Genomic DNA, 23,051 nt, shown 5'->3' on the forward strand with positions numbered 1-23,051 from the left:
GGCCGGGTTGATGTCGTTGATCTCCATCGGCCCGGAGATGATCTTGCCGACCGTCTGGCGCGGGTTCAGGGACGAGTACGGGTCCTGGAAGATCATCTGGATCTCGGACCGGATCGGCGCGAGCTCCTTGCGGCTGGCGTGCGTGATGTCCTGGCCGCGGTAGGAGACCTTCCCCGCGGTCGGCTCCAGCAGCCGGGTGATCAGCCGGCCCGTCGTCGACTTGCCGCAGCCCGACTCGCCGACCAGGCCCAGGCTCTCGCCCTCGGCGACCTGGAAGTCGATGCCGTCGACGGCCTGTACGGCGCCGACCGTGCGCCGGATCGGGAAGCCGCCCTTGACCGGGAAGTGCTTGGTCAGGCCGGAGACGTCCAGGAGGGGGGTGGTGCTGCTCATGGTGGTGAAGTCCCGTCTCTTGTACGTCAGTGGGTCCGCGCCGTGGCGTAGTCGGCGAAGAGCTCGCGCTTCTGCTCCGGCGTCAGATGGCACGCCGAGCCCCGCCCGGCCACGACTTCCAGCGCCGGCTGCTCGGTGGCGCACCGCCCGCCGGCCACCTTCTCGGCGAAGGCGCAGCGCGGGTGGAAACGGCAGCCGGAGGGCGGGTTGAGCAGCGAGGGCGGCGAGCCGGGGATCGGCGACAGCGGCACGTCGACCGGCCCGTCCAGGCTGGGCATCGAACCCAGCAGACCCAGCGTGTAGGGGTGCTCGGGGTTGCTGAGCACGTCCTTCTTCGAGCCCCGCTCCACACACCGGCCGCCGTACATCACCAGCACGTCGTCGGCGACGTCGGCGATGACGCCCAGGTCGTGCGTGATGAAGATGATCGCGGTGCCGAACTCCTGCTGGAGGTCCTTGAGCAGGTCCATGATCTGGGCCTGGACCGTCACGTCGAGGGCGGTCGTCGGCTCGTCGGCGATCAGCAGTTCCGGGTCGCAGACCAGGGCCATGGCGATCATCGCGCGCTGGCGCATACCGCCGGAGAACTGGTGCGGGTAGTCGTCCACCCGGATGTCCGGCTGCGGGATGCCCACCCGGCGCAGCATCTCCACCGCCCGCGCCCGGGCCGCCTTCTTGGAGGCGCCGGTGTGCTTGCGGTACACCTCGCCGATCTGCGCGCCGATCGTGTGGTACGGCGACAGGGAGGCCAGCGCGTCCTGGAAGATCATGGACATCTTGTTGCCGCGCAGCTGCTCCAGCTCGCGCTCGGAGGCGGTGATCAGCTCCTTGCCGTCCAGCAGGATCTCGCCGTCGAGCGTGGTGTTGCGCGGGTCGTGCAGGCCCAGGATCGCCATGTTGGTGACGGACTTGCCGGAGCCCGACTCGCCGACGATGCCGAGGGTCCTGCCGCGCTCCAGGTCGAAGGAGAGCCCGTCGACGGCCTTCACGACACCGTCGTGGGTGGCGAAGTGGACCTTGAGGTCGCGCAGGGAGAGGAAGGGGGTGCTCATGGTTCGCTCTCCTTACGCGAGGCGCACGCGCGGGTCGATGAAGGCGTACACGGCGTCGACGATGATGTTGAACAGGACGATCGCGGCTGCCGCGACCAGGACGACTCCGAGCAGCATCGGCAGGTCGTTGGTGCTGACCGCCTTGACCGACAGCAGGCCCAGGCCCTGGAGGCTGAAGGTGGACTCCGTGATGATGGCGCCGCCCAGCAGCGTGCCGAGGTCCAGGCCGAAGATGGTGACGATCGGGCCCATGGCACCGCGCCAGGCGAACCGGAAGAACACCGTGCGGCGCGACATGCCCTTGGCGCGGGCCGTGCGCACGTAGTCCTCGCTCAGCGCCTCGACCATCTGCGAGCGCGTCATGCGCGTGTAGTTGGCGGTCCAGATCAGGGAGAGCACCAGCCACGGCACCAGCAGACCCTGCGCCCACTGGACGGGGTTCTGCGTGAACGGCGTGTAGTGGGCGCGGTCCAGCAGGTGCCACTGGTCGACCAGCAGATAGGTGGCGAAGACGCCGACGACGTAGATCTGCATGGAGGAGGCGATCAGCGAGGCGGAGCTGGCGACCTTGTCGACCGCCTTGCCCTGCTTGACGGCGGCCAGCATGCCCGTGCCGATGCCGAACACCAGGAAGACCACGGAGCTGCCGATGGCCAGCGAGACCGTGGTCGGGAAGCGGTCGAGGATGGTGGCCAGGACCGGCTCGCGGTTCTGGAAGGAGTAGCCGAGGCAGGGCGCCTTGCAGTGCCCGAACGAGGCGTAGTCACGCCCCACGAACAGGCCCTTGAGCCAGTCCCAGTACTGCACGGGGAGCGAGTGGTCGATCCCCAGGTTCTTCCGCACCAGTGCCAGGGTCTCGGGGGTGCAGACCTTGCCGCAGGCGATGCGGGCGGGGTCGCGCGGAGCGGCGTAGAACAGGACGAACACCAGGGCGCTGATGATCAGCAGGATCACAGCGGCGCCGAGGGTCCGGCGGATGAGGAAGCGGAGCATGGCGGTTGGGTTTTCCTGACGGATGCCGTAGGGGGTGAGAAGGCGGGGCGGCACCGGCCGCCCCGCCAGGGGTCGTACGTCAGGCCTTCACGAAGGTCTTGTACAGCAGGGTCGCGGAGAAGTTCGGGTCGAACTGGGCGCCGCCGACCTTGGAGCCGTAGACGTAGTAGCGCCGCGAGAAGGTCTCCGGGATGATCGGCGCGACCTCCTTCATGATCCGCTCGTCCAGCGCCTGCCAGGCCTCGCCCGCCTTCTGCTGGTCGGCGATGACGGCGTTCTTCTTGATGCCGTCGTTGATCCAGCCGATGTCGGTCTGCGAGATGTTGTTCATGCCGTTGCCGATGACCGAGCCGTCGAACAGCGGCTGGATGACGGTGTAGGCGGTGGGCCAGTCCGGGGACCAGCCGAACCACATCACGTCGTAGCTGTTGTCGATCTGCTGGATCTGGTCGTAGTACGTGGTGGAGTCGATCGGCTTGATGACCGGCGTGAAGCCGGCCTCCTTCAGCGCGTTCTCGATGACGACCTTGGTCTTGTCGTAGGTCGGGTCCTTCGGGTACGCGTAGACGATCTTCATGCCCTCCTTGCCGGCTTCCTTCAGGAGCGCCTTGGCCTTGGCCGGGTCGCCCTGCGGCTTGGTGAGCTTGCCGTAGAGGTCGTACTTCTTGTAGCCGATGATGTCCGGGCTGAGGATCGAGGTCGCGAAGTCGCCGGCCGACGGGCCGCCGTAGATCTGCCGGATCTGCTGCAGCGGCCAGGCGTGGTTGAGGGCCTGGCGGACCTTGAGGTCGGTGACGCGCTTGGTGTTGATCGCGTAGTAGTAGACGCCGGTCAGCAGGCCGTTGAAGCTGCGCTTCTTCAGCTCGGGGTCGGTGAGCACCTTCTGGATGCGCTCGGCCGGGACGCCCTTGTAGATGGAGACCGCGTACTGGTCGTTGCCCTGGTCCGCGATGAGGCGGTCCACGGTGTCGAGGGTCTCGATGCCGAAGTCGAACTCGAAGCCGTCCGGGTAGGCGTTGCGGATCGAGTCGGTCGCCGGGTCCCAGTACTTGTTGCGGACCAGCACCATCGACTTGTCGGTGGTGTGCGACTTGATCTTGTACGGGCCGCAGGCGGCCGGCTTCTTGTCGTACTTCTCCTTGGTGTCCAGCTTCGGGGACACCGCGGCGTAGGAGTGCATCGCCAGCGTGAAGTTGAAGTCCGGCTTGGCCTCGGCCAGCTTGAAGGTGATGGTCCGCTTGGCCTTGTCGGTGACGATCGAGTCCAGGTGCTTGCCCTTGTACGGACCCTCGTACGCGTCACGCCACTTGCCGGCCTTGCCGGTCAGCGCCGCCTGGACGTAGTTGGCGCCCTCGGTGATGAAGGGGGCCCAGGAGCGCTCGATGCCGTGGCGCACGTCCTCGACGGTCAGCTCGCTGCCGTCCTCCCACTTCAGACCCTCCTTCAGCGTGAAGGTCCAGGTCTTGTTGTCGGCGGAGGGGGTGCCGGTGTCGGTGGCGAGGTCGCCGACCAGCTTCTGGTGACCGTTGGAGTCGATCTTGTAGCCGGTCAGGCAGCGGTGCAGGAGCAGGGCGGCGGTGGAGTTGTACGCGTAGTAGATGCGCTGCGGGTCGAGGTGCGAGAAGTCGTCGGGGGCCAGGCCGTAGATCGTGCCGCCCTTCTTCGCGCCGGGGATCTCCGGAGCGGGACCGGTCGAGTCCTCCTTGGTGCCGACGGTCACCTTGGCGCCGGTGTAGGAGGTGGCGCCGTCGCTCGGGGTGCTGCCGCTGCCGCCGCCCGCGTTGCCGCTGCTGCACGCGGACAGCAGCGTCGAGCCCGCGGCCGCGACAGTGGTGGCTATGACGAAGTTTCTGCGGGAGAGAGACATGGCTGACCCGTTCGTAGTGGAGGAAGGAGGTACTGGCACCCGGCCGGGCCCCGTCGCCGGGCCGGGGTGAAGCTCAGCGCTTGGTCTTCGGGTCCAGTGCGTCGCGGACCGAGTCGCCGAGGAGGTTGAAGGCCACGACGAAGATCACCATGGACAGGCCGGGGAAGACCATGAAGGTGATGTCGTCCTGGTAGTACTTGGCGCCGTTCTGGATCATCACGCCCCAGTCGGGGGTGGGGTCGGACAGACCTACGCCGACGAAGGCCAGACCCGCCTCGGCCGTCACATAGGCCGGCAGCAGGAGCGTCGACTGGATCAGGATCGGCGTCCACAGGTTGGGCAGCAGTTCCTTGAAGATGATCCGCGCCGGGGAGGCGCCGGTGACCTTGGCCGCCTCGACGAACTCCCGCTCGCGCAGGGCGAGCACCTCGCCGCGCAGCAGCCGGGCGATGGAGGCCCAGCCGAACACCGTCATGACGATGATGAGGCTGGTGACGGTCAGCCAGACCGGCGTGTTCTCGTCCGAGGCGACGAAGATCGCCATCACCACGGGCCAGAACGCGATGAAGAACAGCGTCTGCGGGAAGGCCAGCAGGATGTCGATCACCCGGCCGACCAGGTAGTCCGTCTTGCCGCCGAGGTACCCGGCGGTGATGCCGATGACGACGCCGATCAGGGTCGTCAGCAGGGTGGCGGCCGCGGCGATCAGCAGCGAGTTGCGGATGCCGTAGAGCAGGAAGGTGAAGACGTCCCGGCCGAGCTGCGGCTCGATGCCGAACCAGAAGTCGGAGCTGATGCCGCCGTTCGGCTTGACCGGGAAGTTGAACTCGTTCAGCAGGCCCGGGATGTTCATGCCGTACGTGGTGTACGGGTTCTTGCCGTAGAGCCTGGCGATCAGGGGCGCGCAGATGCCTATGAGGAAGAAGAAGATCACCACGTAGGCGGATATGACGCCCGTCCGGTCGCGCTTGAAACGGCTCCAGGCGAGCCGTCCCGGCGAGCGGCTCTCGTTGCCCTTGAGAGCCGAGGTCTGCGCCGGTGCCGCGTTGTCTTCGTCGGTCACCTCTGGCGGGGCGGCCGGGGAAGGGGTTGGGGGGGTCATGATGCTCCGTGCCCGATGGGTCAAGGACGCCGCAGGGCGGTCCCTACGGGCTACGCCGGACTTTTTCAACGCAATTCGTTCAAGGTCAATAAATTCTGGGTCGCCTTGGCGGGCTCTTTACGTTCTTTGCCTTCACTTTGCCATGTCGTAGCTACGCGTGTAGCGCCCTGTGATCGTTCCGTGTCTGAACTCCGGCCAACTGCGCGAAACGGGCATCGAGTTCGATATGCGGACGCCCGGGTGTCGGAATGCGTACATCCGGCGGTCGCATTCCAACGGTTCGGCATCGGCCGGCGAAGATCTGTTGCGCCCTTTGGTCAAGATCCTTTGCCGCGCGCGGCCATCCGGATGGTGCGTGCCCCCAATGGGCCGAGTGCGTATGCGATGTGCACCTTTTGCATCGATATTGACCGGTAACGGATTGGCATTCCTGAGGAGGCACTCGATGCGTGGAGCCACGCACGCCAGATGGGTCGCCGGCGCGGCGGCGATCGCGCTCGCGGCGACAGCCTGCGGGGGCGGCGGGAGCGACAGCGGCGGCGGGGACGGCAGCGCGGTGCTCAGCTCCTCCTGGGGTGACCCGCAGAACCCGCTGGAGCCGGCCAACACCAACGAGGTGCAGGGCGGCAAGGTCCTCGACATGATCTTCCGGGGGCTGAAGCGGTACGACCCCAAGACCGGCGCCGCCAAGGACATGCTCGCCGAGAAGATCGAGACCTCGGACTCGCAGAACTTCACCATCACCGTCAAGAGCGGCTGGAAGTTCAGCAACGGCGAGGCCGTCACCGCGAAGTCCTTCGTCGACGCCTGGAACTATGGGGCGAGCCTGAAGAACAACCAGAAGAACGCGTACTTCTTCGGCTACATCGACGGCTACGACAAGGTTCACCCGGAGGACGGCTCGAAGCAGACCGCCGCCACGCTCTCCGGCCTGAAGGTCACCGGCACCAACACCTTCACCGTCAGGCTCAGCCAGAAGTTCTCGACCTTCCCCGACACCCTCGGCTACGCGGCCTTCGCCCCGCTGCCCCGGGCGTTCTTCACCGACCACGCCGCCTGGATCGCCAAGCCGGTCGGCAACGGGCCCTACACCGTGCAGTCGTACACCAAGGGCTCGAAGATGTCGCTGCGCAAGTGGGACGCCTACCCCGGCGACGACAAGGCGCAGAACGGCGGCGTCGACCTCAAGGTCTACACCGACAACAACACCGCCTACACCGACCTGATGGCCGGCAACCTCGACCTCGTCGACGACGTCCCGGCGGCCCAGCTCAAGAACGTCAAGAGCGACCTCGGCGGCCGGTACCTGAACACCCCCGCCGGCATCATCCAGACGCTCGCCTTCCCCTTCTACGACAAGGACTGGAACAAGAGCGGCTCGGAGAAGGTCCGCAAGGGCCTGTCCATGGCGATCAACCGCGAGCAGATCACCAACACGATCTTCCAGAAGACCCGCACCCCGGCCACCGACTGGACCTCCCCGGTCCTCGGTACCAAGGGCGGCTTCCAGGACGGGCTGTGCGGCGACGGCTGCACCTACAACCCGGCCGAGGCGAAGAAGCTGATCCAGCAGGGCGGCGGCCTGCCCGGCGGCCAGGTCAAGATCACGTACAACGCGGACACGGGCTCGCACAAGGAGTGGGTGGACGCCGTGTGCAACTCCATCAACAACGCGCTCGGCAACGACAAGGCCTGCGTCGGCAACCCGGTCGGCACCTTCGCGGACTTCCGCAACCAGATCGGGCAGCACAAGATGACCGGGCCGTTCCGGGCGGGCTGGCAGATGGACTACCCGCTGATCCAGAACTTCCTGCAGCCGCTGTACTACACCGACGCCTCCTCCAACGACGGCAAGTGGTCCGACAAGGACTTCGACAAGCTCGTCGACCAGGCCAACGAGGAGACCGACACCGCCAAGGCGATCAGCCTCTTCCAGGACGCCGAGAAGGTCGTCCGCGACAACATGGCGGCCATCCCGCTCTGGTACCAGAACGGCAGCGCCGGCTGGTCCGACCGGCTGTCGAACGTGGCCCTCAACCCGTTCAGCGTGCCGGTCTACAACGAGATCAAGGTGGGCTGAGCGCGCATGGGACGGTACGTGGTCCGGCGTCTGCTCCAGATGATCCCGGTGTTCATCGGGGCCACGCTGCTGATCTTCCTGATGGTGAACGTGATGGGCGACCCCATCGCGGGACTGTGCGGCGAGCGGCAGTGCGACCCGGCCACGGCCGCCCAGCTCAAGAAGGAGTTCGGGCTCGACAAGCCCGTGTGGCAGCAATACCTCACCTACATGGGGAACGTCTTCACCGGCGACTTCGGCACCGCCTTCAACGGGCAGAAGGTCACCGAGCTGATGTCGACGGCGTTCCCCGTCACCATCCGGCTGACGATCGTGGCGATCCTCTTCGAGATCGTCATCGGCGTCACGCTCGGCGTCGTCACCGGCCTGCGCCGCGGGCGCCCCGTCGACACCTCGGTCCTGCTGGCCACCCTCGTCGTCATCTCCGTGCCCACCTTCGTCACCGGCCTGCTGCTGCAACTGCTCCTCGGCGTCGAGTGGGGCTGGATCAAACCGTCCGTCTCCTCCGACGCCGCCTTCAGCGAGCTGATCGTGCCGGGACTCGTCCTCGCCTCGGTCTCCCTCGCCTACGTCACCCGGCTCACCCGCACCTCCATCGCGGAGAACCGGCGCTCCGACTACGTCCGCACCGCCATCGCCAAGGGACTGCCCCGGCGGCGGGTGATCGTCCGGCACCTGCTGCGCAACTCCCTGATCCCCGTGGTCACCTTCATCGGCGCCGACATCGGCGCGCTGATGGGCGGCGCGATCGTCACCGAGCGGATCTTCAACATCCACGGCGTCGGCTACCAGCTCTACCAGGGCATCCTGCGCCAGAACACGCAGACCGTCGTCGGCTTCGTGACCGTGCTCGTCCTCGTCTTCCTGGTCTGCAACCTGGTCGTCGACCTCCTGTACGCCGTACTCGACCCGAGGATCCGCTATGCCTGAGCAGCCGTACGAACCGGAGGGCGCCATCGCCGGGACCGGCATGGGCGGCGCGATGGACCTCGCGGCGAGCGAGGCGACGACGCTGGAGCGGACCCCGGCCGGCCCCGAGGGCACGGGACCTCAGCAAAAGCCCCGCTCCCTGTGGTCCGACGCCTGGCGCGACCTGCGCCGCAACCCGGTCTTCATCATCTCCGGGGTCGTCATCCTCTTCCTGGTCTTCATCTCCCTGTGGCCCTCGGCGATCACCTCCATGAGCCCGCTCACGTGCGACCTCGCCAAGGCCCAGGAGGGCTCCCAGCCCGGCCATCCCTTCGGCTACGACGGCCAGGGCTGCGACGTCTACACGCGCACGGTCTACGGCACCCGTACGTCGGTCACGGTCGGCGTCTGCGCCACGCTCGGGGTCGCGATCCTGGGATCGGTGCTCGGCGGACTCGCCGGGTTCTTCGGCGGGTTCTGGGACTCGGTCCTCTCCCGCATCACCGACATCTTCTTCGCGATCCCCGTCGTGCTCGGCGGTCTGGTCCTGCTCTCCGTCGTCACCAGCAACACCGTCTGGCCGGTCGTCGGCTTCATCGTGCTGCTGGGCTGGCCGCAGATCGCCCGCATCGCGCGCGGCTCGGTCATCACCGCCAAACAGAACGACTACGTCCAGGCCGCCCGCTCCCTCGGCGCCTCCCACTCCCGTCTGCTGCTGCGCCACATCGCGCCCAACGCGGTCGCCCCGGTGATCGTCGTCGCCACCATCGCGCTCGGCACCTACATCGCGCTGGAGGCGACCCTGTCCTTCCTCGGCGTGGGCCTCAAGCCGCCCAACGTCAGCTGGGGCATCGACATCTCCTCCGCCTCCGCCTACGTCCGCAACGCCCCGCACATGCTCCTGTGGCCGGCCGGCGCGCTGGCGATCACCGTCCTGGCCTTCATCATGCTCGGCGACGCGGTCCGCGACGCCCTCGATCCGAAGTTGAGGTGAGGCGGCGTCATGCTGCTCGAAGTGCGGGACCTGCACGTGGAGTTCCGGACCCGGGACGGGGTCGCCAAGGCCGTCAACGGGGTGAACTACAGCGTGGACGCGGGGCAGACGCTCGCCGTGCTCGGCGAGTCGGGGTCGGGCAAGTCGGTCACCGCGCAGGCCGTGATGGGCATCCTCGACATCCCGCCGGGACGGATCACGGGCGGGGAGATCCTCTTCCAGGGACGGGACCTGCTGAAGCTGAAGGAGGAGGAGCGGCGGAAGGTCCGCGGCGCCGAGATGGCGATGATCTTCCAGGACGCCCTGTCGTCGCTCAACCCCGTGCTCTCCGTGGGCGACCAGCTCGGCGAGATGTTCGTCGTGCACCGGGGGATGTCCAGGAAGGACGCGCGGGCCAGGGCCGTCGAGCTGATGGAGCGGGTGCGCATCCCGGCCGCCAGGGAGCGGGTGCGGGACTATCCCCACCAGTTCTCCGGGGGCATGCGCCAGCGCATCATGATCGCGATGGCGCTGGCGCTGGAGCCCGCCCTCGTCATCGCCGACGAGCCGACCACCGCCCTCGACGTCACCGTCCAGGCCCAGGTCATGGACCTGCTGGCGGAGTTGCAGCGCGAGTACAACATGGGGCTCATCCTCATCACCCACGACCTCGGCGTGGTCGCCGACGTCGCCGACAAGATCGCCGTGATGTACGCGGGCCGGATCGTGGAGTCGGCGCCGGTCCACGACATCTACAAGGCGCCGGCCCACCCTTACACGCGCGGACTGCTCGACTCCATCCCCCGTCTCGACCAGAAGGGGCAGGAGCTGTACGCGATCAAGGGGTTGCCGCCCAACCTGATGCACATCCCTCCCGGCTGCGCGTTCAACCCGCGCTGCCCCATGGCCCAGGACGTGTGCCGCACCGACGAGCCGCCCCTGTACGAGGTCGATCAACAGCGGGGCAGTGCCTGTCACTTCTGGAGGGAGTGCCTCAATGGCTGACCGGGTCGAGCCGATCCTCGAAGTGAGTGGACTGGTCAAGCACTACCCGTTGACGCAGGGCGTTCTGTTCAGGAAACAGGTCGGTGCCGTCAAGGCCGTCGACGGCGTGGACTTCACGCTCGGCAAAGGGGAGACCCTCGGCATCGTCGGGGAGTCCGGCTGCGGCAAGTCAACCGTTGCCAAGATGCTGGTCAACCTGGAGCGGCCGACGCAAGGGCTGATCCGGTACAAGGGCGAGGACATCACCAAGCTGTCCGGCAGGGCGCTCAAGTCGGTGCGGCGCAACATCCAGATGGTCTTCCAGGACCCGTACACCTCCCTCAACCCCCGCATGACGGTCGGCGACATCATCGGGGAGCCGTACGAGATCCACCCCGAGGTGGCACCCAAGGGCGACCGGCGCAAGAAGGTCCAGGAGCTGCTGGACGTCGTCGGCCTCAACCCCGAGTACATCAACCGCTATCCGCACCAGTTCTCCGGCGGCCAGCGCCAGCGCATCGGCATCGCCCGCGGCCTCGCCCTGCGCCCCGAGATCATCGTCGCCGACGAACCGGTCTCCGCGCTGGACGTGTCCGTGCAGGCCCAGGTGATCAACCTGCTGGACCGGCTGCAGAGCGAGTTCGAGCTCAGCTACGTCTTCATCGCCCACGACCTGTCGATCGTGCGGCACATCTCGGACCGGGTGGGCGTGATGTACCTGGGGCGGATCGTGGAGACCGGCCGGGACGAGGAGATCTACGACCATCCGACGCACCCCTACACCCAGGCGCTGCTGTCCGCCGTGCCCGTGCCCGATCCCGAGGCGCGGGAGCACCGCGAGCGGATCATCCTCGCGGGCGACGTCCCCTCCCCGACGAACATCCCCTCCGGCTGCCGCTTCCGCACCCGCTGCTGGAAGGCCCGGGAGCGCTGCGCCCTGGAGGTCCCGCTGCTCGCCGTACCGGCGGAGTTCCGGCTGACGAGCGGCCCGGCGGCGCACGACTCGGCGTGCCACTTCGCGGAGGAGAAGCAAGTGGTGCCGCCCGAGGAGCCGCGCACCGAGGGCACGGAGTAACACGGAGGCAACCCGGCCGACCCGGTTCCGATATACGGACGCGCCAGTCTCTACAGCGTACGGCCGTGCGGGTGCCGTAAACGGGCCGGGACGCGCCATGTCGTCCCGGCCCGTTGCCGTGCCTACGCCATCCCCAACGACCGCTTCAGAAAGTCGAGTTGCAAAAGCAGCAGGTTCTCCGCGACCTGTTCCTGCGGGGTCATGTGGGTCACGCCGGACAGCGGCAGCACCTCGTGGGGGCGGCCGGCGGCCAGCAGTGCCGAGGACAGGCGCAGCGAGTGGGCGACCACCACGTTGTCGTCGGCGAAGCCGTGGATGATCATCATCGGGCGGTGCGGCTCGGCCGCGTCGACCAGCCCCTCGTCGTCGATGAGGGAGTTGCGGCGGTAGACCTCCGGCTGTTCGCCCGGGTGCCCGAGGTAGCGCTCCTGGTAGTGGGTGTCGTACAGGCGCAGATCCGTCACCGGCGCGCCCACGACCGCCGCGTGGAAGACGTCCGGGCGGCGCAGCGCCGCGAGGGCCGCGAGATAGCCGCCGAAGGACCAGCCGCGGATGGCGACCCGGGTGAGGTCCAGCGGGAAGTCGGCGGCCAGCGCCTGGAGCGCGTCCACCTGGTCCTGCACGGCGACCGCGGCGACCTCGTCCCGGATCGCCTTCTCCCAGGCCGGGGACCGCCCCGGCGTGCCCCGGCCGTCCGCGACGATCACGGCGAAACCCTGGTCCGCGAACCACTGCGAGGTCAGGTGCGGATTGTGCGCGGCGACCACCCGCTGCCCGTGCGGACCGCCGTAGGGGTCCATGAGCACCGGAAGGGGAGTGTCGCCGGGGTAGTCACGTGGCATAAGCACGGCGCACGGGATTCGGCGTGCGCCCCCCTGTGTGAGCGTCACGCGCGGGGACATACCGGGATCTTCCGCATACGAGGCCACTGTCGCCGCCGGCTTCCCGTCCCGCAGCACCTGCACCTGGACGCCCGGCCGGTCCGGCACGGCCGACACCAGGACGGTCACGCCCCCGGCACGCACCGCCGAGTGCACGCCGGGCTGCTGCGAGACGCGCTCCATGCCGAGCTCGCTGACCCGGTAGACGTGCACCTCGCCCACCTCGGCCGCCTCCGCCTCCGCGCCGGCCGAGGCCGAGACCAGCACGTCGTCGGCGGCCACGTCCAGCACCGCCCGTACGTGCAACTGCGGCCCGGTCAGCGGGCGTTCACCGACCGCGAGGACCCGCGCGCCCCCCTCGTCGGCGATCCGCACGAGCCGTCCCGAGGGGCTCCAGCAGGGCACGCCGGCGAAAAGATCCAGCCAAACTGGATCTTCGTCCGCGTGCACCAGCCGGGTCGTGCCGGTCTCCGGATCCACCGCCAGGTACAGCTGACTGCGCTGGTCGCGCGCCTGCACCAGAAGCAGCGGCGCACCCCCCTCTGACCAGTGCACATGCGCCAGATACGGATAGCGGCCGCGGTCCCAGGAGACCTCCGTGCGCAGCCCGTCGAGGCCGATCACGAACAGCCGGACGTCCGCGTTGTCCGTCCCGGCCGCCGGATACGCGACGTGCTGTGGGTCACGTTCCGGATGGGCCGGGTCGGAGATCCACCAGCGCCGTACCGGAGTGTCGTCCACCCGCGCCACCAGCAGCCGGTCCGAGTCCGGCGACCACCAGAAGCCCCGCGAGCGCTGCATCTCCTCGGCCGCGATGAACTCGGCCAGCCCGTAGGTGACGTTCTCCGACTCCGGCTCCGCCAGCGCCCGTTCACCCGCGCCCTCGGCCTCCACCACCCGCAGCGCCCCCTGGGCGACGTACGCGACGTGCCGGCCGTCGGGGGAGGGGCGCGGGTCGATCACCGGTCCGGGGACCCGGAGTTCACGTGCCGTGCCGGCCCGCAGCTCGGCCGTGAAAAGCCGCCCTGACAAGGCGAAAGACGCCAGTTCCACGGCCGCGTCGGTGGCGTAGCCGACGATGCCGGAGGCGCCCTCGCGGCTGCGTTCGCGGCGCGCCCGCTCCTGCGGGGAGAGCTCCTCGGAGGCGTCGCCCAGGAGGGCGCGCGGGTCGGCCGCCACGCGCTCCTTGACGCCGTCCACATCGAGAACCCAGAGCGAATTCGCCCTGTCCGTACCGGAACCTGAGCGCAGGAACACGACCCGGCTGCCGTCGGGCGCCACGGTGAACGCGCGTGGCGCGCCGAGCGTGAACCGCTGGGTGCGGGCGTGCCGGCGGGGGAAGGAGTCGGACCTCATCGTCATGCCCCGACCATATTGGCCATGCGCCCCCTTGTGCGGCCGTGCGCCGATCGATGCGCGCGTACGGATAGTTATGATCACTACCGCATAGTGGGTATGAACCTGCTGGCTCGTGTATGGATTTATCTGCCCCCTGGTCCGACCCCCGCGCACTTGGGATCTTTGGAGGTGAGCCGCCGTGGCACTCTCGATTTCGGCGGTGGTGCTGCTGGCGATCGTCGTCTTCCTGTTGGTCAAGAAGTCCGGGCTGAAGGGCGGCCACGCGGTCGTCTGCATCCTTCTCGGGTTCTACCTCGCCTCCTCGACCGTCGCGCCCACGATCAACGATCTGACGACGAACATCGCGAGCATGATCGGCAGCATCAAGTTCTGATCCGACCCGTCTAGGGTGGGTCGTATGACGGACCTGCCCGCTCGGCGTCTGCTGCTGGTGCACGCGCACCCGGACGACGAGTCGATCAACAACGGCGTCACCATGGCCCGCTACGCGGCCGAGGGTGCCCATGTGACCCTGGTCACCTGCACCCTCGGCGAGCTCGGCGAGGTCATTCCGCCCGAGTTGCGGCACCTCACCGGCGCCGCGCTCGGCGAGTACCGCCTCGGCGAGCTCACCGCCGCCCTCGGCGCGCTCGGCGTCACCGACTTCCGTCAGCTCGGCGGCCCCGGCCGCTACCGGGACTCCGGGATGATGGGCCTGCCCGACAACGACGACCCCGCCTGCTTCTGGCAGGCCGACGTCGACGAGGCCGCCCGGCACCTGGTCGAGGTGATCCTGGAGGTACGCCCCCAGGTCCTCGTCACCTACGACGACAACGGCGGCTACGGCCACCCCGACCACATCCAGGCCCACCGCGTCGCCACCCGCGCCGCGGAGCTCGCCGCCGAGGCCGGCTGGCGGATCGCCAAGACCTACTGGAACCGCGTCCCGCGCCCCGTCGCCGAGGCGGCCTTCGCCCGGCTGGAAACCGACCTGCCCGGCCTGCCCTTCACCAAGAGCGCCGCCGTGGACGACGTCCCCGGCGTGGTCGACCCCGCGCACGTCACCACCACCGTCGACGGCACCGCGTACGCCGCCGCCAAGGCCGCCGCCATGCGGGCGCACGCCACCCAGATCGAGGTCGCGGAACCCTACTTCGCGCTCTCCAACGCCCTCGCGCAACCGCTGTTCACCACCGAGTACTACGAACTCGTGCGCGGGGAAGGCGGAGAGCCCGGCGAGACCGACCTCTTCGCCGGCATCCGGGAGGCGTCATGAGCGACCGGACCCCCCTGCTCGCGCAGCCCCTCCAGCGGCCCCCCGCCGGCCGCGCCGCCCTCTACCTGGGACTCTTCCTGCTCGGCGCGGTCGTCGGCGCCGCCGGGGCGCTCGTCCAGGCCGGCTGGTTCCCGGGCGGCCTGCTGCTCGCCCTGGCCGGCGAGGCCGGGCTGGTGCTCGGCGGCGCGCGCGGCACCGGCAGCCGGGCCGGGGCCATCGCGCCCGCCGCCGGCTGGATGATCGCCGTCGTCTTCCTCACCGCCAGCCGCCCGGAGGGCGACTTCCTCTTCGGCGCGGGCGGCGGCTCGTATCTCTTCCTCCTCGGCGGCATGGCCGTGGCTGTGATCTGCGCCACCCTTGGCTCGGCGCGGCAACCTCACGAGGGCGACGCCCGACTTGGCAAGTGACGTACTACTTCGCCGTTGAAGGCGCGTGGGAGTCCCGTGTGGGTTTCCCCGGCGGTCATGGGATACGCGTGAGAAGTGGCCAGTATGGTGGTGCGCGCCGCCGAGCCGCCCGCTTGAGGTCGTGGCGGGCGGTGGAGCCAACCGGGAGAACCTGCCTTGAGTCGTGAAACTGACACTCCGTCCTCCGGGCCCAACGGGCGCGGCGGAGCCGCATACCCCTCGGGCACGCCGCCCTACGGCACCCCGAAGGTTTCGGACGGCTCTGCGGACACGGGCCGTTCGGCCGCGCAGTCGGAGGACCGCAAGACCGAGACCACGCTGACGACCCGGATCCGGATCAACATCCCCGGATCGCGGCCGATTCCGCCGGTCGTCGTGCGCAAGCCCGTCACGGACGCCGAGGGCGTCGACGGCACCAAGGACGCCGAGGCGCAGACGCCGGGCGAGACTCCCGCAGAGCCGGACGGCCCGGCACCGGCGGGCCAGCCGGGCCAGCCGGGCGGCCAGTCCGGCGAGGAGAAGACGAGCGACTGGTTCGCGCCACGCAAGTCGTCCGCGCCCAAGGGCGGTCAGGGCGGCGGCGCGACCAACGGAGCCGGTCTGCCCGGTGGTTCGGGCGCGGGCGCCACGAGTGCGGGCGGTACGCGTCCGGCGGGGCCCGCCGCGGGGGCGTCCGGCGGCCCGCGTCCCGGCGGCGGCCGGCCCGGTGGCGTGGTCGGCTCCATGAGCGTGCCCGGTGGTTCCCGGCCGGGCGGCGCGCGGCCCGGGTCGACGAACGGCGCCGGGCTCCCCGGGGCGACCGGCGGTCCGGTGGCTCCCGGGCACGGCGGCGGCACCGGTTCCTTCGACGTCACCGAGGCGCTGGCCGCGGGCCCGCTGGGCAACGGCACGCGCTCCGGCCAGGGCGGCGGCGAGCCGCGGCGCGACGAACTGCCGTACTTCTCGGACAACGACCGCGGGGCGCAGGGCGGCCAGAACGGACAGGGCGGCCTCAACGCGCAGAACGGCCAGAGCGGCCAGGGCGGTTACGGCGCCCAGGACACGCGGGGCGGCCAGGGCGGTTTCGGCGCGCAGGGCGGGCAGGGCGGCCAGGATGGTTACGGCGCCCTGGACGGCCAGGGTGCCTACGGCGCGCTGGACGCCCAGAACGGCGGCCCGGGTGGCTACGGCGGCCAGGACACGCAGGGCGGGCAGGGTGGTTACGGCGCCCAGGACGGCCTGAGCGGCTACGGCGGCCCCGGTGCTCCCGGCGGCCCCGGCGGGCCGAGCGGCTTCAACGGGCCGAACGGCCACGGCGGCCAGGGCGGTCCGCAGGGCCCCGCGGGACCGACCGGCGGCCCGGTGACCGGAGACGGGCCGATGGTGCCGCCGGTCACGCAGGGCGGCCCTGGCGGTCCCGGAGGCCCGGGCGGTCCCGGTGGCCGGAGTGGTCCGGGCGGGCCGGGCGGGCCGGGGATGATCCCCGGCGGCGAGTCCTTCGGCGCCGGGGAGCCCTTCGCTCCCGGCGGCCCCGGTGCCGCCCCCGCCGGTGCCGGTCTCGGACCCGGCGGTGGCCTGAGCGACGACACCGCGATCCTCACCCCGCAGAAGCCGGCCCCCGAGCCGGGCACGCAGGGCGGTGGCTACCCGGCCCCGGACAACGTCTCCGGGCACACCGTCACCAGCGGCATCCCGGTCGTGCCGCCCGGCGCCAACTCCCCGTTCGGCCCCGGCGGCGCCCGCGCCGACGGACCGGTGCCGCACACGGCCCCGAAGCTGCCCGAGCCGGTCTCGCAGAACGTGCCCAAGGCCGCCGCGCCCAAGAAGAAGGGCCGCAACAAGCTGGTGCTGCTGGGCGTCGGCGTGTTCGTGATCGCCGGCGGCGCCTACGGTGCCGGCCTGCTGATGAACCACACCGACGTGCCCAAGGGCACCACCGTCCTCGGCGTCGACATCGGCGGCGGTACCCGCGACGACGCCGTGAAGAAGCTGGACGCGGCCTTCGGCGACCGGGTGAACAAGCCGCTGAAGCTGTCGGTCGGCGGCTCCACGGTCACGCTCAAGCCGGACCAGGCGGGGCTCCAGTTCGACGAGCAGGCCACGGTCGCCAGGGCCGCGCAGAGCGACTACAACCCGGTCTCCGTCATCGGCTCCCTCTTCGGCAACCACCGGGTCGTCGACCCGGTCATGCCCGTCGACGAGGAGAAGCTGAACGCCGCCCTGAAGGACGTGGCCGGCGGCTCCGGCTCGATGACCGAGGGCACGATCAAGTTCGTGTCCGGCAAGGCGGTCGCCGTCTACGGCAAGGCGGGCAAGGGCGTCGACGCCGCCAAGTCGGCCGAGGCGGTCGAGGAGGCGTACGAGAAGCAGGTCGAGACCGGCGCCACCGACCCGGTCTCGGTCGTCACCACGACCCGGCAGCCGACGATCTCCAACGCCGAGGTCGACCGCGAGATGAAGGCCTTTGCGGAACCGGCGATGTCGGGGCTGGTGACGGTCAAGACGGACACCGGGGCGCAGGTCCAGTTCAGCCCGCAGAACTCCCTGTGGAAGTTCCTCCGGGTCAAGGCCGTCAACGGCAAGCTGACCGACAGCCCCGACCTGGACGCGCTCAAGGAGCTGTACGGCCAGACCTTCGACGGCGTCCTGATCACCCGCGGCACCGGCAAGAAGACGGCCGTCACGCCCGAGGACGTCTATGTCGCCCTGCGCCAGGCCCTGCTCAGCAAGACCAACCGGGTCGGCGTCATCGAGACCAACCCGAGCTAGCCGGCACGGACACCGGATGACGGGCGTCGCATGACGGCCGTATGACATCTGTCATCCGGTAGTCCGGACCGTCGACACTGCCGGGCGGACGCACCGCGCGGACACCATGGCTGTCATGACGACGACAGCGACGACCACCGGCGCCCCGGTGGTCGGGTTCGACCAGGTGACCAAGAGCTACGGCAGCGTGCGGGCCGTCGACGGGCTGACGCTCGCCCTGCACCCGGGGGAGACCGTGGCCCTGCTGGGGCCCAACGGGGCCGGCAAGTCGACCACCCTCGACCTGCTGCTCGGCCTCAAGCAGGCCGACGCCGGCACGGTGCGGGTCTTCGGCACCAGCCCCCGCGAGGCCATCGTCGCCGGCCGGGTGGGCGCCATGCTGCAGAGCGGCGGCCTGATGGACGAGGTGACGGTCGCGGAACTCGTGCGCCTGGCCTGCGCCCTGCACCCCAGGCCGTACAAGGCCGCCGACGTCCTCGCCCGCGCCGGCGTCTCCCAGATCGCCGACCGCAAGGTCAACAAGCTCTCCGGCGGCCAGGCCCAGCGCGTCCGCTTCGCCCTCGCCACGGCCGGCGACAGCGACCTGATCGTCCTGGACGAGCCGACCACCGGCATGGACGTCTCCGCCCGCCAGGCCTTCTGGGCGACCATGCGCGAGCAGGCCGACCAGGGCCGGACCGTGCTGTTCGCGACCCACTACCTGGAGGAGGCCGACGCGATCGCCGACCGGGTGCTGGTGCTGCACCGGGGCCGGCTGCTCGCGGACGGCACCGCGGCCGAGATCAAGGCCAAGGCGGGGGCGCGGCGGGTGTCGTTCGACCTGGCGGGCCCGATCGACGAGGCGCCCCTGCGCGGCCTCCCCTTCCTGACCTCCATCGACATCTCGGGCCAGACCGTCCGCATCCAGTCCTCCGACGCCGACGCGACCGTGCAGGCCCTGTACGGCCTCGGCGTCTACCCCCGCAACCTCGAAGTCGCCGGGCTCGGGCTCGAGCAGGCCTTCGTCGCCATCACCGCCGCCGAGGAGGCCAAGCAGTCGTGAACAGCCTGATCAAGCTGGAACTCACCCGCGCCCTGCGCAACCGCAAGTTCCTGTTCTTCTCGGTCGTCTACCCCTCGGCCCTGTTCCTGCTGATCGCGGGCAACGCCGGTGCCACCGACAAGGTCGACGGCACCGGTCTGACCCTGGCGACGTACATGATGGTCTCCATGGCCTCCTTCGGCGCCCTGACGGCCGTGCTGATGGGCAACAGCGAGCGCATCGCCAAGGAGCGGGAGAGCGGCTGGGTACGGCAGCTGCGGCTGACGACGCTGCCGGGCCGCGGGTACGTGCTGGCGAAGACCGCAAGCGCCGCCGTGGTCAGCCTGCCCTCGATCGTGATCGTCTTCGTGGTCGCCGCCGTGGTGAAGGACGTACGCCTGGACGCCTGGCAGTGGCTCGCGCTGACCGGTGCGATCTGGGCCGGCAGCCTGGTCTTCGCCGCGCTCGGCGTGGCCATCGGCTACCTCGCCAGCGGGGACGCGGTGCGCCCCATCACGATGATCACCTACTTCGGGCTGTCGATGCTGGGCGGCCTGTGGATGCCGTCGACGACGTTCCCGCAGTGGCTGCAGGACATCGCCAAGTGGCTGCCCACGCACGCGTACGCTGCCCTGGGGCGGGCCATCGAACAGAGCCAGGCCCCCGAGACCAAGGACCTCGCCCTCCTCGTCGTCTACTTCGTCCTGTTCGCTGGCGGCGCGGCGTGGCTGTACCGGAAGGACACGCTGAAGGCGTGAGCGCGATGACGGAAGATCCCCGTTCCGAGGAACGGCTCGTGCAGATCGGCCAGACGCCGCGTACCGCCCGCGCCGCGCTGCGCAAGGCGGTGTGGATCGGCGTCTGGCTGGTCTTCCTGGGCTCGCCGCTGCGGGACCTGACCGGCGGGACCCACAGCACGGCCGGCACGGTGGGCGGCTGGGTGGGCCTGGTGACCTTCGTCGGGGTCTACCTGCTGCTGGTCTTCCGCAACATGGGCAGGCCCTTCCCGCAGATGCACGCGGGCATCTACATCGCGGTGATGGGCGCCCTGGCCGTGCTGCTCTGCTTCACCATGGGCGTGCACTGGGACGGCCTGTTCATCTACGTCTCCGTCGCCTGCGGCGCGTCGCTGCCGCTGCGGGCCGCGTACGTGGCCATCCCGGTGACGGCGGCCGTCATGCTGGCCGTCGGGGTCCGAACCGGCGAGAGCGACCTGGGGACCATGGTCCTGCTCACCCTGCTCATCGGCTTCGCGATGACCGGCGTCGGCCAACTGGTCCGCACCACGCAGGAACTGCGCAAGGCCCGCGCGACGGTCGCCCAACTCGCTGCAAACGAGGAGCGGTTGCGGATGGCCAGGGACCTGCACGACCTCCTCGGCCACTCGCTGTCGCTGATCACGCTGAAGAGCGAGCTGGCCGGCCGGATGCTCCCCGACCACCCCGACAAGGCGGCCCAGCAGGTCGCCGACATCGAACAGGTCAGCCGCCAGGCCCTGGTGGACGTCCGCGAGGCGGTCACCGGCTACCGGCGCCCCCGGTTGTCGGCCGAACTGGCGGGCGCGCAGGTGGCGTTGGCGGCCGCCGCGGTCACCGCCGACGTACCCGCCGAACCCGACCTCACCGACGTCCCCGAGGAGAGCGAGTCGGCCCTCGCCTGGGCGCTGCGCGAGGCGGTCACCAACGTCGTACGCCACAGCGGTGCCGGGCGTTGCACGGTGGAGGTGCTGCGCCGCCAGACCCTGGACGGCGAGATCCTCGAACTCTCCGTGGAGGACGACGGCTCGGGCGGCCCGGGCAAGGGCCCCGGCAACGGTCTGACGGGTCTGACGGAACGGCTGGAGAAGGCGGGCGGCACGCTGGAGGCGGGGCGCACCAAGCGCGGCTTCCGCCTGGTCGCCCGAGTCCCGGCGACCGCGTCGGGGGCCGTAGGATCCGGGGCATGAGCCCCACGATCAAGGTCCTGCTCGCCGAGGACCAGTCGATGGTCCGCGAGGCGCTGGCCGCCCTGCTCGGCCTGGAGGACGACATCGAGGTCGTCGCCCAGGTGGCCCGCGGCGACGAGGTGCTGGACGCGGCGCGCGAGCACGGCGTGGACGTGGCCCTGCTCGACATCGAGATGCCGGGCTGCACCGGCATCGAGGCGGCCGCCCGGGTCCACCAGGCCCTGCCGGGCGTGAAACTGGTCGTACTCACCACCTTCGGCCGCCCCGGCTACCTGCGCAGCGCCATGGAGGCGGGCGCCGACGCCTTCCTGGTCAAGGACGCCCCGGCGGCCCAACTGGCCCAGGCGGTACGCAAGGTGCTCGCCGGCGAACGCGTCATCGACCCCACCCTCGCGGCGGCGGCCCTCGCGGAGGGCGCCAACCCCCTGACCGACCGCGAACGGGAGGTGCTCCGCGCGGCGGCCGACGGCTCCACCAACGCGGAACTGGCCGCCACCCTGCACCTCTCCCAGGGCACGGTCCGCAACTACCTCTCCACAGCCATCCAGAAACTGGCGGTCCGCAACAGGGCGGAGGCCGTACGGATCGCCCGGGAGAAGGGCTGGCTGTAGGTCAGTTGAGCAACGCCCGTGCTGAGCGGGCCTGTTGGCGGACGCGTTCGGCCGCCGGCTCGTCCACCGGGGCCACGACCTCGGCGTACGCCTCCAGTTCCGCCGCGCCGGTCGCGAAGTCGCCGCGCTGGACCAGGAGCTGGGCGCGCTCATAGCGCAGGCGGGCCGGGTGGGACGGCAGCAGGAGGGACAGTTCCACCGCCCACAGGGCCACGTCCGAGCGTTCGGGGCGGGCCGCCGCCCAGGCGCGGATGTTGTTCAGGATGCGCAGCACCACGTCCAGCGGGTCGGCGGGCGTCAGCATCGAGGGATGCAGCGGCGCCCCCGTAGCCCCCGCCACCAGCAGCTCCGCGTCGCCGCCGCTCAGCACCCGGCCGCCGTCGAACGGGTCGGCCAGGACCTGTTCCTCCTGCAGGCCGAACCCGACGACGAAGTGGCCGGGCAGCGCGACGCCGTACACCGGCGCCCCGGCCCGCCGCGCCACCTCCATCCACACCACCGACAGCAGGATCGGCAGCCCGCGCCGGCGCCGCAGCACCTCGTGCAGCAGGGACGACTCCAGGCGCTGGTAGTCGCCGGGCAGGCCGCGGAAGCCGTCCCGGACGCCGAGCAGGTGGTGCAGGGCCGTCGCCCAGGACATCGGGCCGCCCGGCCGGAACGGCAGCCGCCCGGCGAGCCGGTCCAGCTCCGCCTGCGCGGCGTCCATGCCCGCCTCGTCCAGACTCCCGTCCGCCGCCGCGCCGACCAGCAGGCAGAGCGTGGACAGGTCGGGCCGCTCGGCGCGCGCCTCCTCGGCGAACCGCCGACGCAGCTCGGCGGACCGCTCGGGCGGCGGGGGATATGGGGGACGCATAGCTGGCTCGTGCCCTTCCACGGCGATCGGTACTACAGCCGAACGACCCCGACTCGCCGAACCGGCAGGGAAGACGGACGGCGTCGGCTCGACGGGACGATGCGAGAGGCCCGCCGCGGCCGTGGCCCGGCGGATCGGTGCGGTCTTGGCTTGGCGGGTCGGTGATACGGGGTTGGTGCTTCAGGTCGGGGGCTTCGATTCGGCGGGTCGGCCGGGGAGACGGGCGGCCTCGGCTCGACGGATCGGTGCGAGAGGCCCGGCGCTGCCGTGGCCCGACAGAGCCGGGGGTCTTGGCTTGGCGGGTCGGTGATACGGGGTTGGTGCTTCAGGTCGGGGGCTTCGATTCGGCGGGTCGGCCGGGGAGACGGGCGGCCTCGGCTCGACGGATCGGTGCGAGAGGCCCGGCGCTGCCGTGGCCCGGCGGATCGGTGCGAGAGGTCGGGGGTCTTGGCTTGGCGGGTCGGTGATACGGGGTCGGTACTCCAGATCGGTGGCCTCGATTCGGCGGATCGGTAGGGCAGGCCGGGGGTCTTGGCTTGGCCG

At 70.3% G+C, this 23,051-nt stretch carries 20 protein-coding genes; 13 read left to right on the forward strand and 7 right to left on the reverse strand.

Annotated elements, in window-relative coordinates; translation table 11 throughout:
- The 5 genes from ACYF6T_RS34635 to ACYF6T_RS34655 all read right to left on the reverse strand — a co-directional run.
- On the reverse strand, positions 1-393 hold a 393-nt coding region (locus ACYF6T_RS34635; RefSeq protein WP_461701506.1), incomplete at its 3' end, for an ATP-binding cassette domain-containing protein.
- A 26-nt stretch (positions 394-419) separates the two neighbouring features.
- Positions 420-1,445, reverse strand: coding sequence for an ABC transporter ATP-binding protein (locus tag ACYF6T_RS34640; protein ID WP_461701507.1), 1,026 nt, complete (start codon positions 1,443-1,445; stop codon positions 420-422).
- Between the two features lie 12 nt (positions 1,446-1,457).
- On the reverse strand, positions 1,458-2,438 hold the full coding sequence (locus ACYF6T_RS34645; RefSeq protein WP_461701509.1) for an ABC transporter permease: 981 nt from the start codon (positions 2,436-2,438) through the stop codon (positions 1,458-1,460).
- A 79-nt stretch (positions 2,439-2,517) separates the two neighbouring features.
- The gene (locus ACYF6T_RS34650; RefSeq protein ID WP_461701510.1) at positions 2,518-4,305 is read right to left on the reverse strand and encodes an ABC transporter substrate-binding protein; all 1,788 of its coding nucleotides are present in this window, start codon (positions 4,303-4,305) and stop codon (positions 2,518-2,520) included.
- A gap of 73 nt (positions 4,306-4,378) precedes the next feature.
- Positions 4,379-5,407 (reverse strand): ABC transporter permease, encoded by a 1,029-nt coding sequence (locus ACYF6T_RS34655; protein ID WP_461701511.1) that lies wholly within the window; start codon positions 5,405-5,407, stop codon positions 4,379-4,381.
- A 445-nt stretch (positions 5,408-5,852) separates the two neighbouring features.
- Here ACYF6T_RS34655 and ACYF6T_RS34660 point away from each other — a divergent pair, with 445 nt between their 5' ends.
- Genes ACYF6T_RS34660 through ACYF6T_RS34680 form a run of 5 tightly spaced genes read left to right on the forward strand, consistent with a single transcriptional unit; the run spans position 5,853 to position 11,428 of the window.
- Positions 5,853-7,487: a peptide ABC transporter substrate-binding protein gene (locus tag ACYF6T_RS34660; protein WP_461701512.1), complete on the forward strand. Its 1,635-nt coding sequence runs from the start codon at positions 5,853-5,855 to the stop codon at positions 7,485-7,487.
- Positions 7,488-7,493: 6 nt separating this feature from the next.
- On the forward strand, positions 7,494-8,417 hold the full coding sequence (locus ACYF6T_RS34665) for an ABC transporter permease (protein WP_461701514.1): 924 nt from the start codon (positions 7,494-7,496) through the stop codon (positions 8,415-8,417).
- Complete coding sequence (locus ACYF6T_RS34670) at positions 8,410-9,390, forward strand: ABC transporter permease (RefSeq protein ID WP_461701516.1); 981 nt, start codon at positions 8,410-8,412, stop codon at positions 9,388-9,390. Before ACYF6T_RS34665 ends, ACYF6T_RS34670 begins: the two co-directional genes overlap by 8 nt.
- Positions 9,391-9,399: 9 nt before the next feature.
- Complete coding sequence (locus ACYF6T_RS34675; protein WP_461701518.1) at positions 9,400-10,374, forward strand: ABC transporter ATP-binding protein; 975 nt, start codon at positions 9,400-9,402, stop codon at positions 10,372-10,374.
- The gene (locus ACYF6T_RS34680; protein WP_461701519.1) at positions 10,367-11,428 is read left to right on the forward strand and encodes an ABC transporter ATP-binding protein; all 1,062 of its coding nucleotides are present in this window, start codon (positions 10,367-10,369) and stop codon (positions 11,426-11,428) included. The genes ACYF6T_RS34675 and ACYF6T_RS34680 overlap by 8 nt, the downstream gene beginning before the upstream one ends.
- Positions 11,429-11,550: 122 nt before the next feature.
- On the opposite strand, the gene ACYF6T_RS34685 is transcribed toward ACYF6T_RS34680, so the two are convergent.
- A complete protein-coding gene (locus ACYF6T_RS34685) occupies positions 11,551-13,671 on the reverse strand; it encodes a S9 family peptidase (protein WP_461701520.1) in 2,121 nt (706 codons plus the stop codon).
- Positions 13,672-13,846: 175 nt separating this feature from the next.
- Here ACYF6T_RS34685 and ACYF6T_RS34690 point away from each other — a divergent pair, with 175 nt between their 5' ends.
- From ACYF6T_RS34690 to ACYF6T_RS34725, 8 genes are all read left to right on the forward strand, one after another.
- Positions 13,847-14,041: a hypothetical protein gene (locus ACYF6T_RS34690; protein ID WP_058923418.1), complete on the forward strand. Its 195-nt coding sequence runs from the start codon at positions 13,847-13,849 to the stop codon at positions 14,039-14,041.
- Between the two features lie 24 nt (positions 14,042-14,065).
- A complete protein-coding gene (gene mshB / locus ACYF6T_RS34695) occupies positions 14,066-14,923 on the forward strand; it encodes an N-acetyl-1-D-myo-inositol-2-amino-2-deoxy-alpha-D-glucopyranoside deacetylase (protein ID WP_461701521.1) in 858 nt (285 codons plus the stop codon).
- Positions 14,920-15,330 carry a DUF6113 family protein gene (locus ACYF6T_RS34700; RefSeq protein WP_461701522.1) on the forward strand — a complete coding sequence of 137 codons (411 nt, stop codon included), beginning with the start codon at positions 14,920-14,922 and terminating at the stop codon, positions 15,328-15,330. The genes mshB and ACYF6T_RS34700 overlap by 4 nt, the downstream gene beginning before the upstream one ends.
- A gap of 156 nt (positions 15,331-15,486) precedes the next feature.
- Positions 15,487-18,078, forward strand: coding sequence for a hypothetical protein (locus tag ACYF6T_RS34705; RefSeq protein WP_461701523.1), 2,592 nt, complete (start codon positions 15,487-15,489; stop codon positions 18,076-18,078).
- Between the two features lie 115 nt (positions 18,079-18,193).
- The gene (locus ACYF6T_RS34710) at positions 18,194-19,120 is read left to right on the forward strand and encodes an ABC transporter ATP-binding protein (RefSeq protein ID WP_461701524.1); all 927 of its coding nucleotides are present in this window, start codon (positions 18,194-18,196) and stop codon (positions 19,118-19,120) included.
- Positions 19,117-19,857 (forward strand): ABC transporter permease, encoded by a 741-nt coding sequence (locus ACYF6T_RS34715; protein ID WP_461701526.1) that lies wholly within the window; start codon positions 19,117-19,119, stop codon positions 19,855-19,857. Before ACYF6T_RS34710 ends, ACYF6T_RS34715 begins: the two co-directional genes overlap by 4 nt.
- 5 nt (positions 19,858-19,862) lie before the next feature.
- Positions 19,863-21,044 (forward strand): sensor histidine kinase, encoded by a 1,182-nt coding sequence (locus ACYF6T_RS34720; RefSeq protein ID WP_461701527.1) that lies wholly within the window; start codon positions 19,863-19,865, stop codon positions 21,042-21,044.
- The gene (locus ACYF6T_RS34725; RefSeq protein ID WP_461701529.1) at positions 21,041-21,655 is read left to right on the forward strand and encodes a response regulator; all 615 of its coding nucleotides are present in this window, start codon (positions 21,041-21,043) and stop codon (positions 21,653-21,655) included. Before ACYF6T_RS34720 ends, ACYF6T_RS34725 begins: the two co-directional genes overlap by 4 nt.
- A gap of 1 nt (position 21,656) precedes the next feature.
- On the opposite strand, the gene ACYF6T_RS34730 is transcribed toward ACYF6T_RS34725, so the two are convergent.
- On the reverse strand, positions 21,657-22,508 hold the full coding sequence (locus tag ACYF6T_RS34730) for a transglutaminase family protein (RefSeq protein ID WP_461701531.1): 852 nt from the start codon (positions 22,506-22,508) through the stop codon (positions 21,657-21,659).
- Between the last annotated feature and the right edge of the window lie 543 nt (positions 22,509-23,051).

It is taken from the genome of Streptomyces sp. 7R007 (assembly GCF_054850255.1).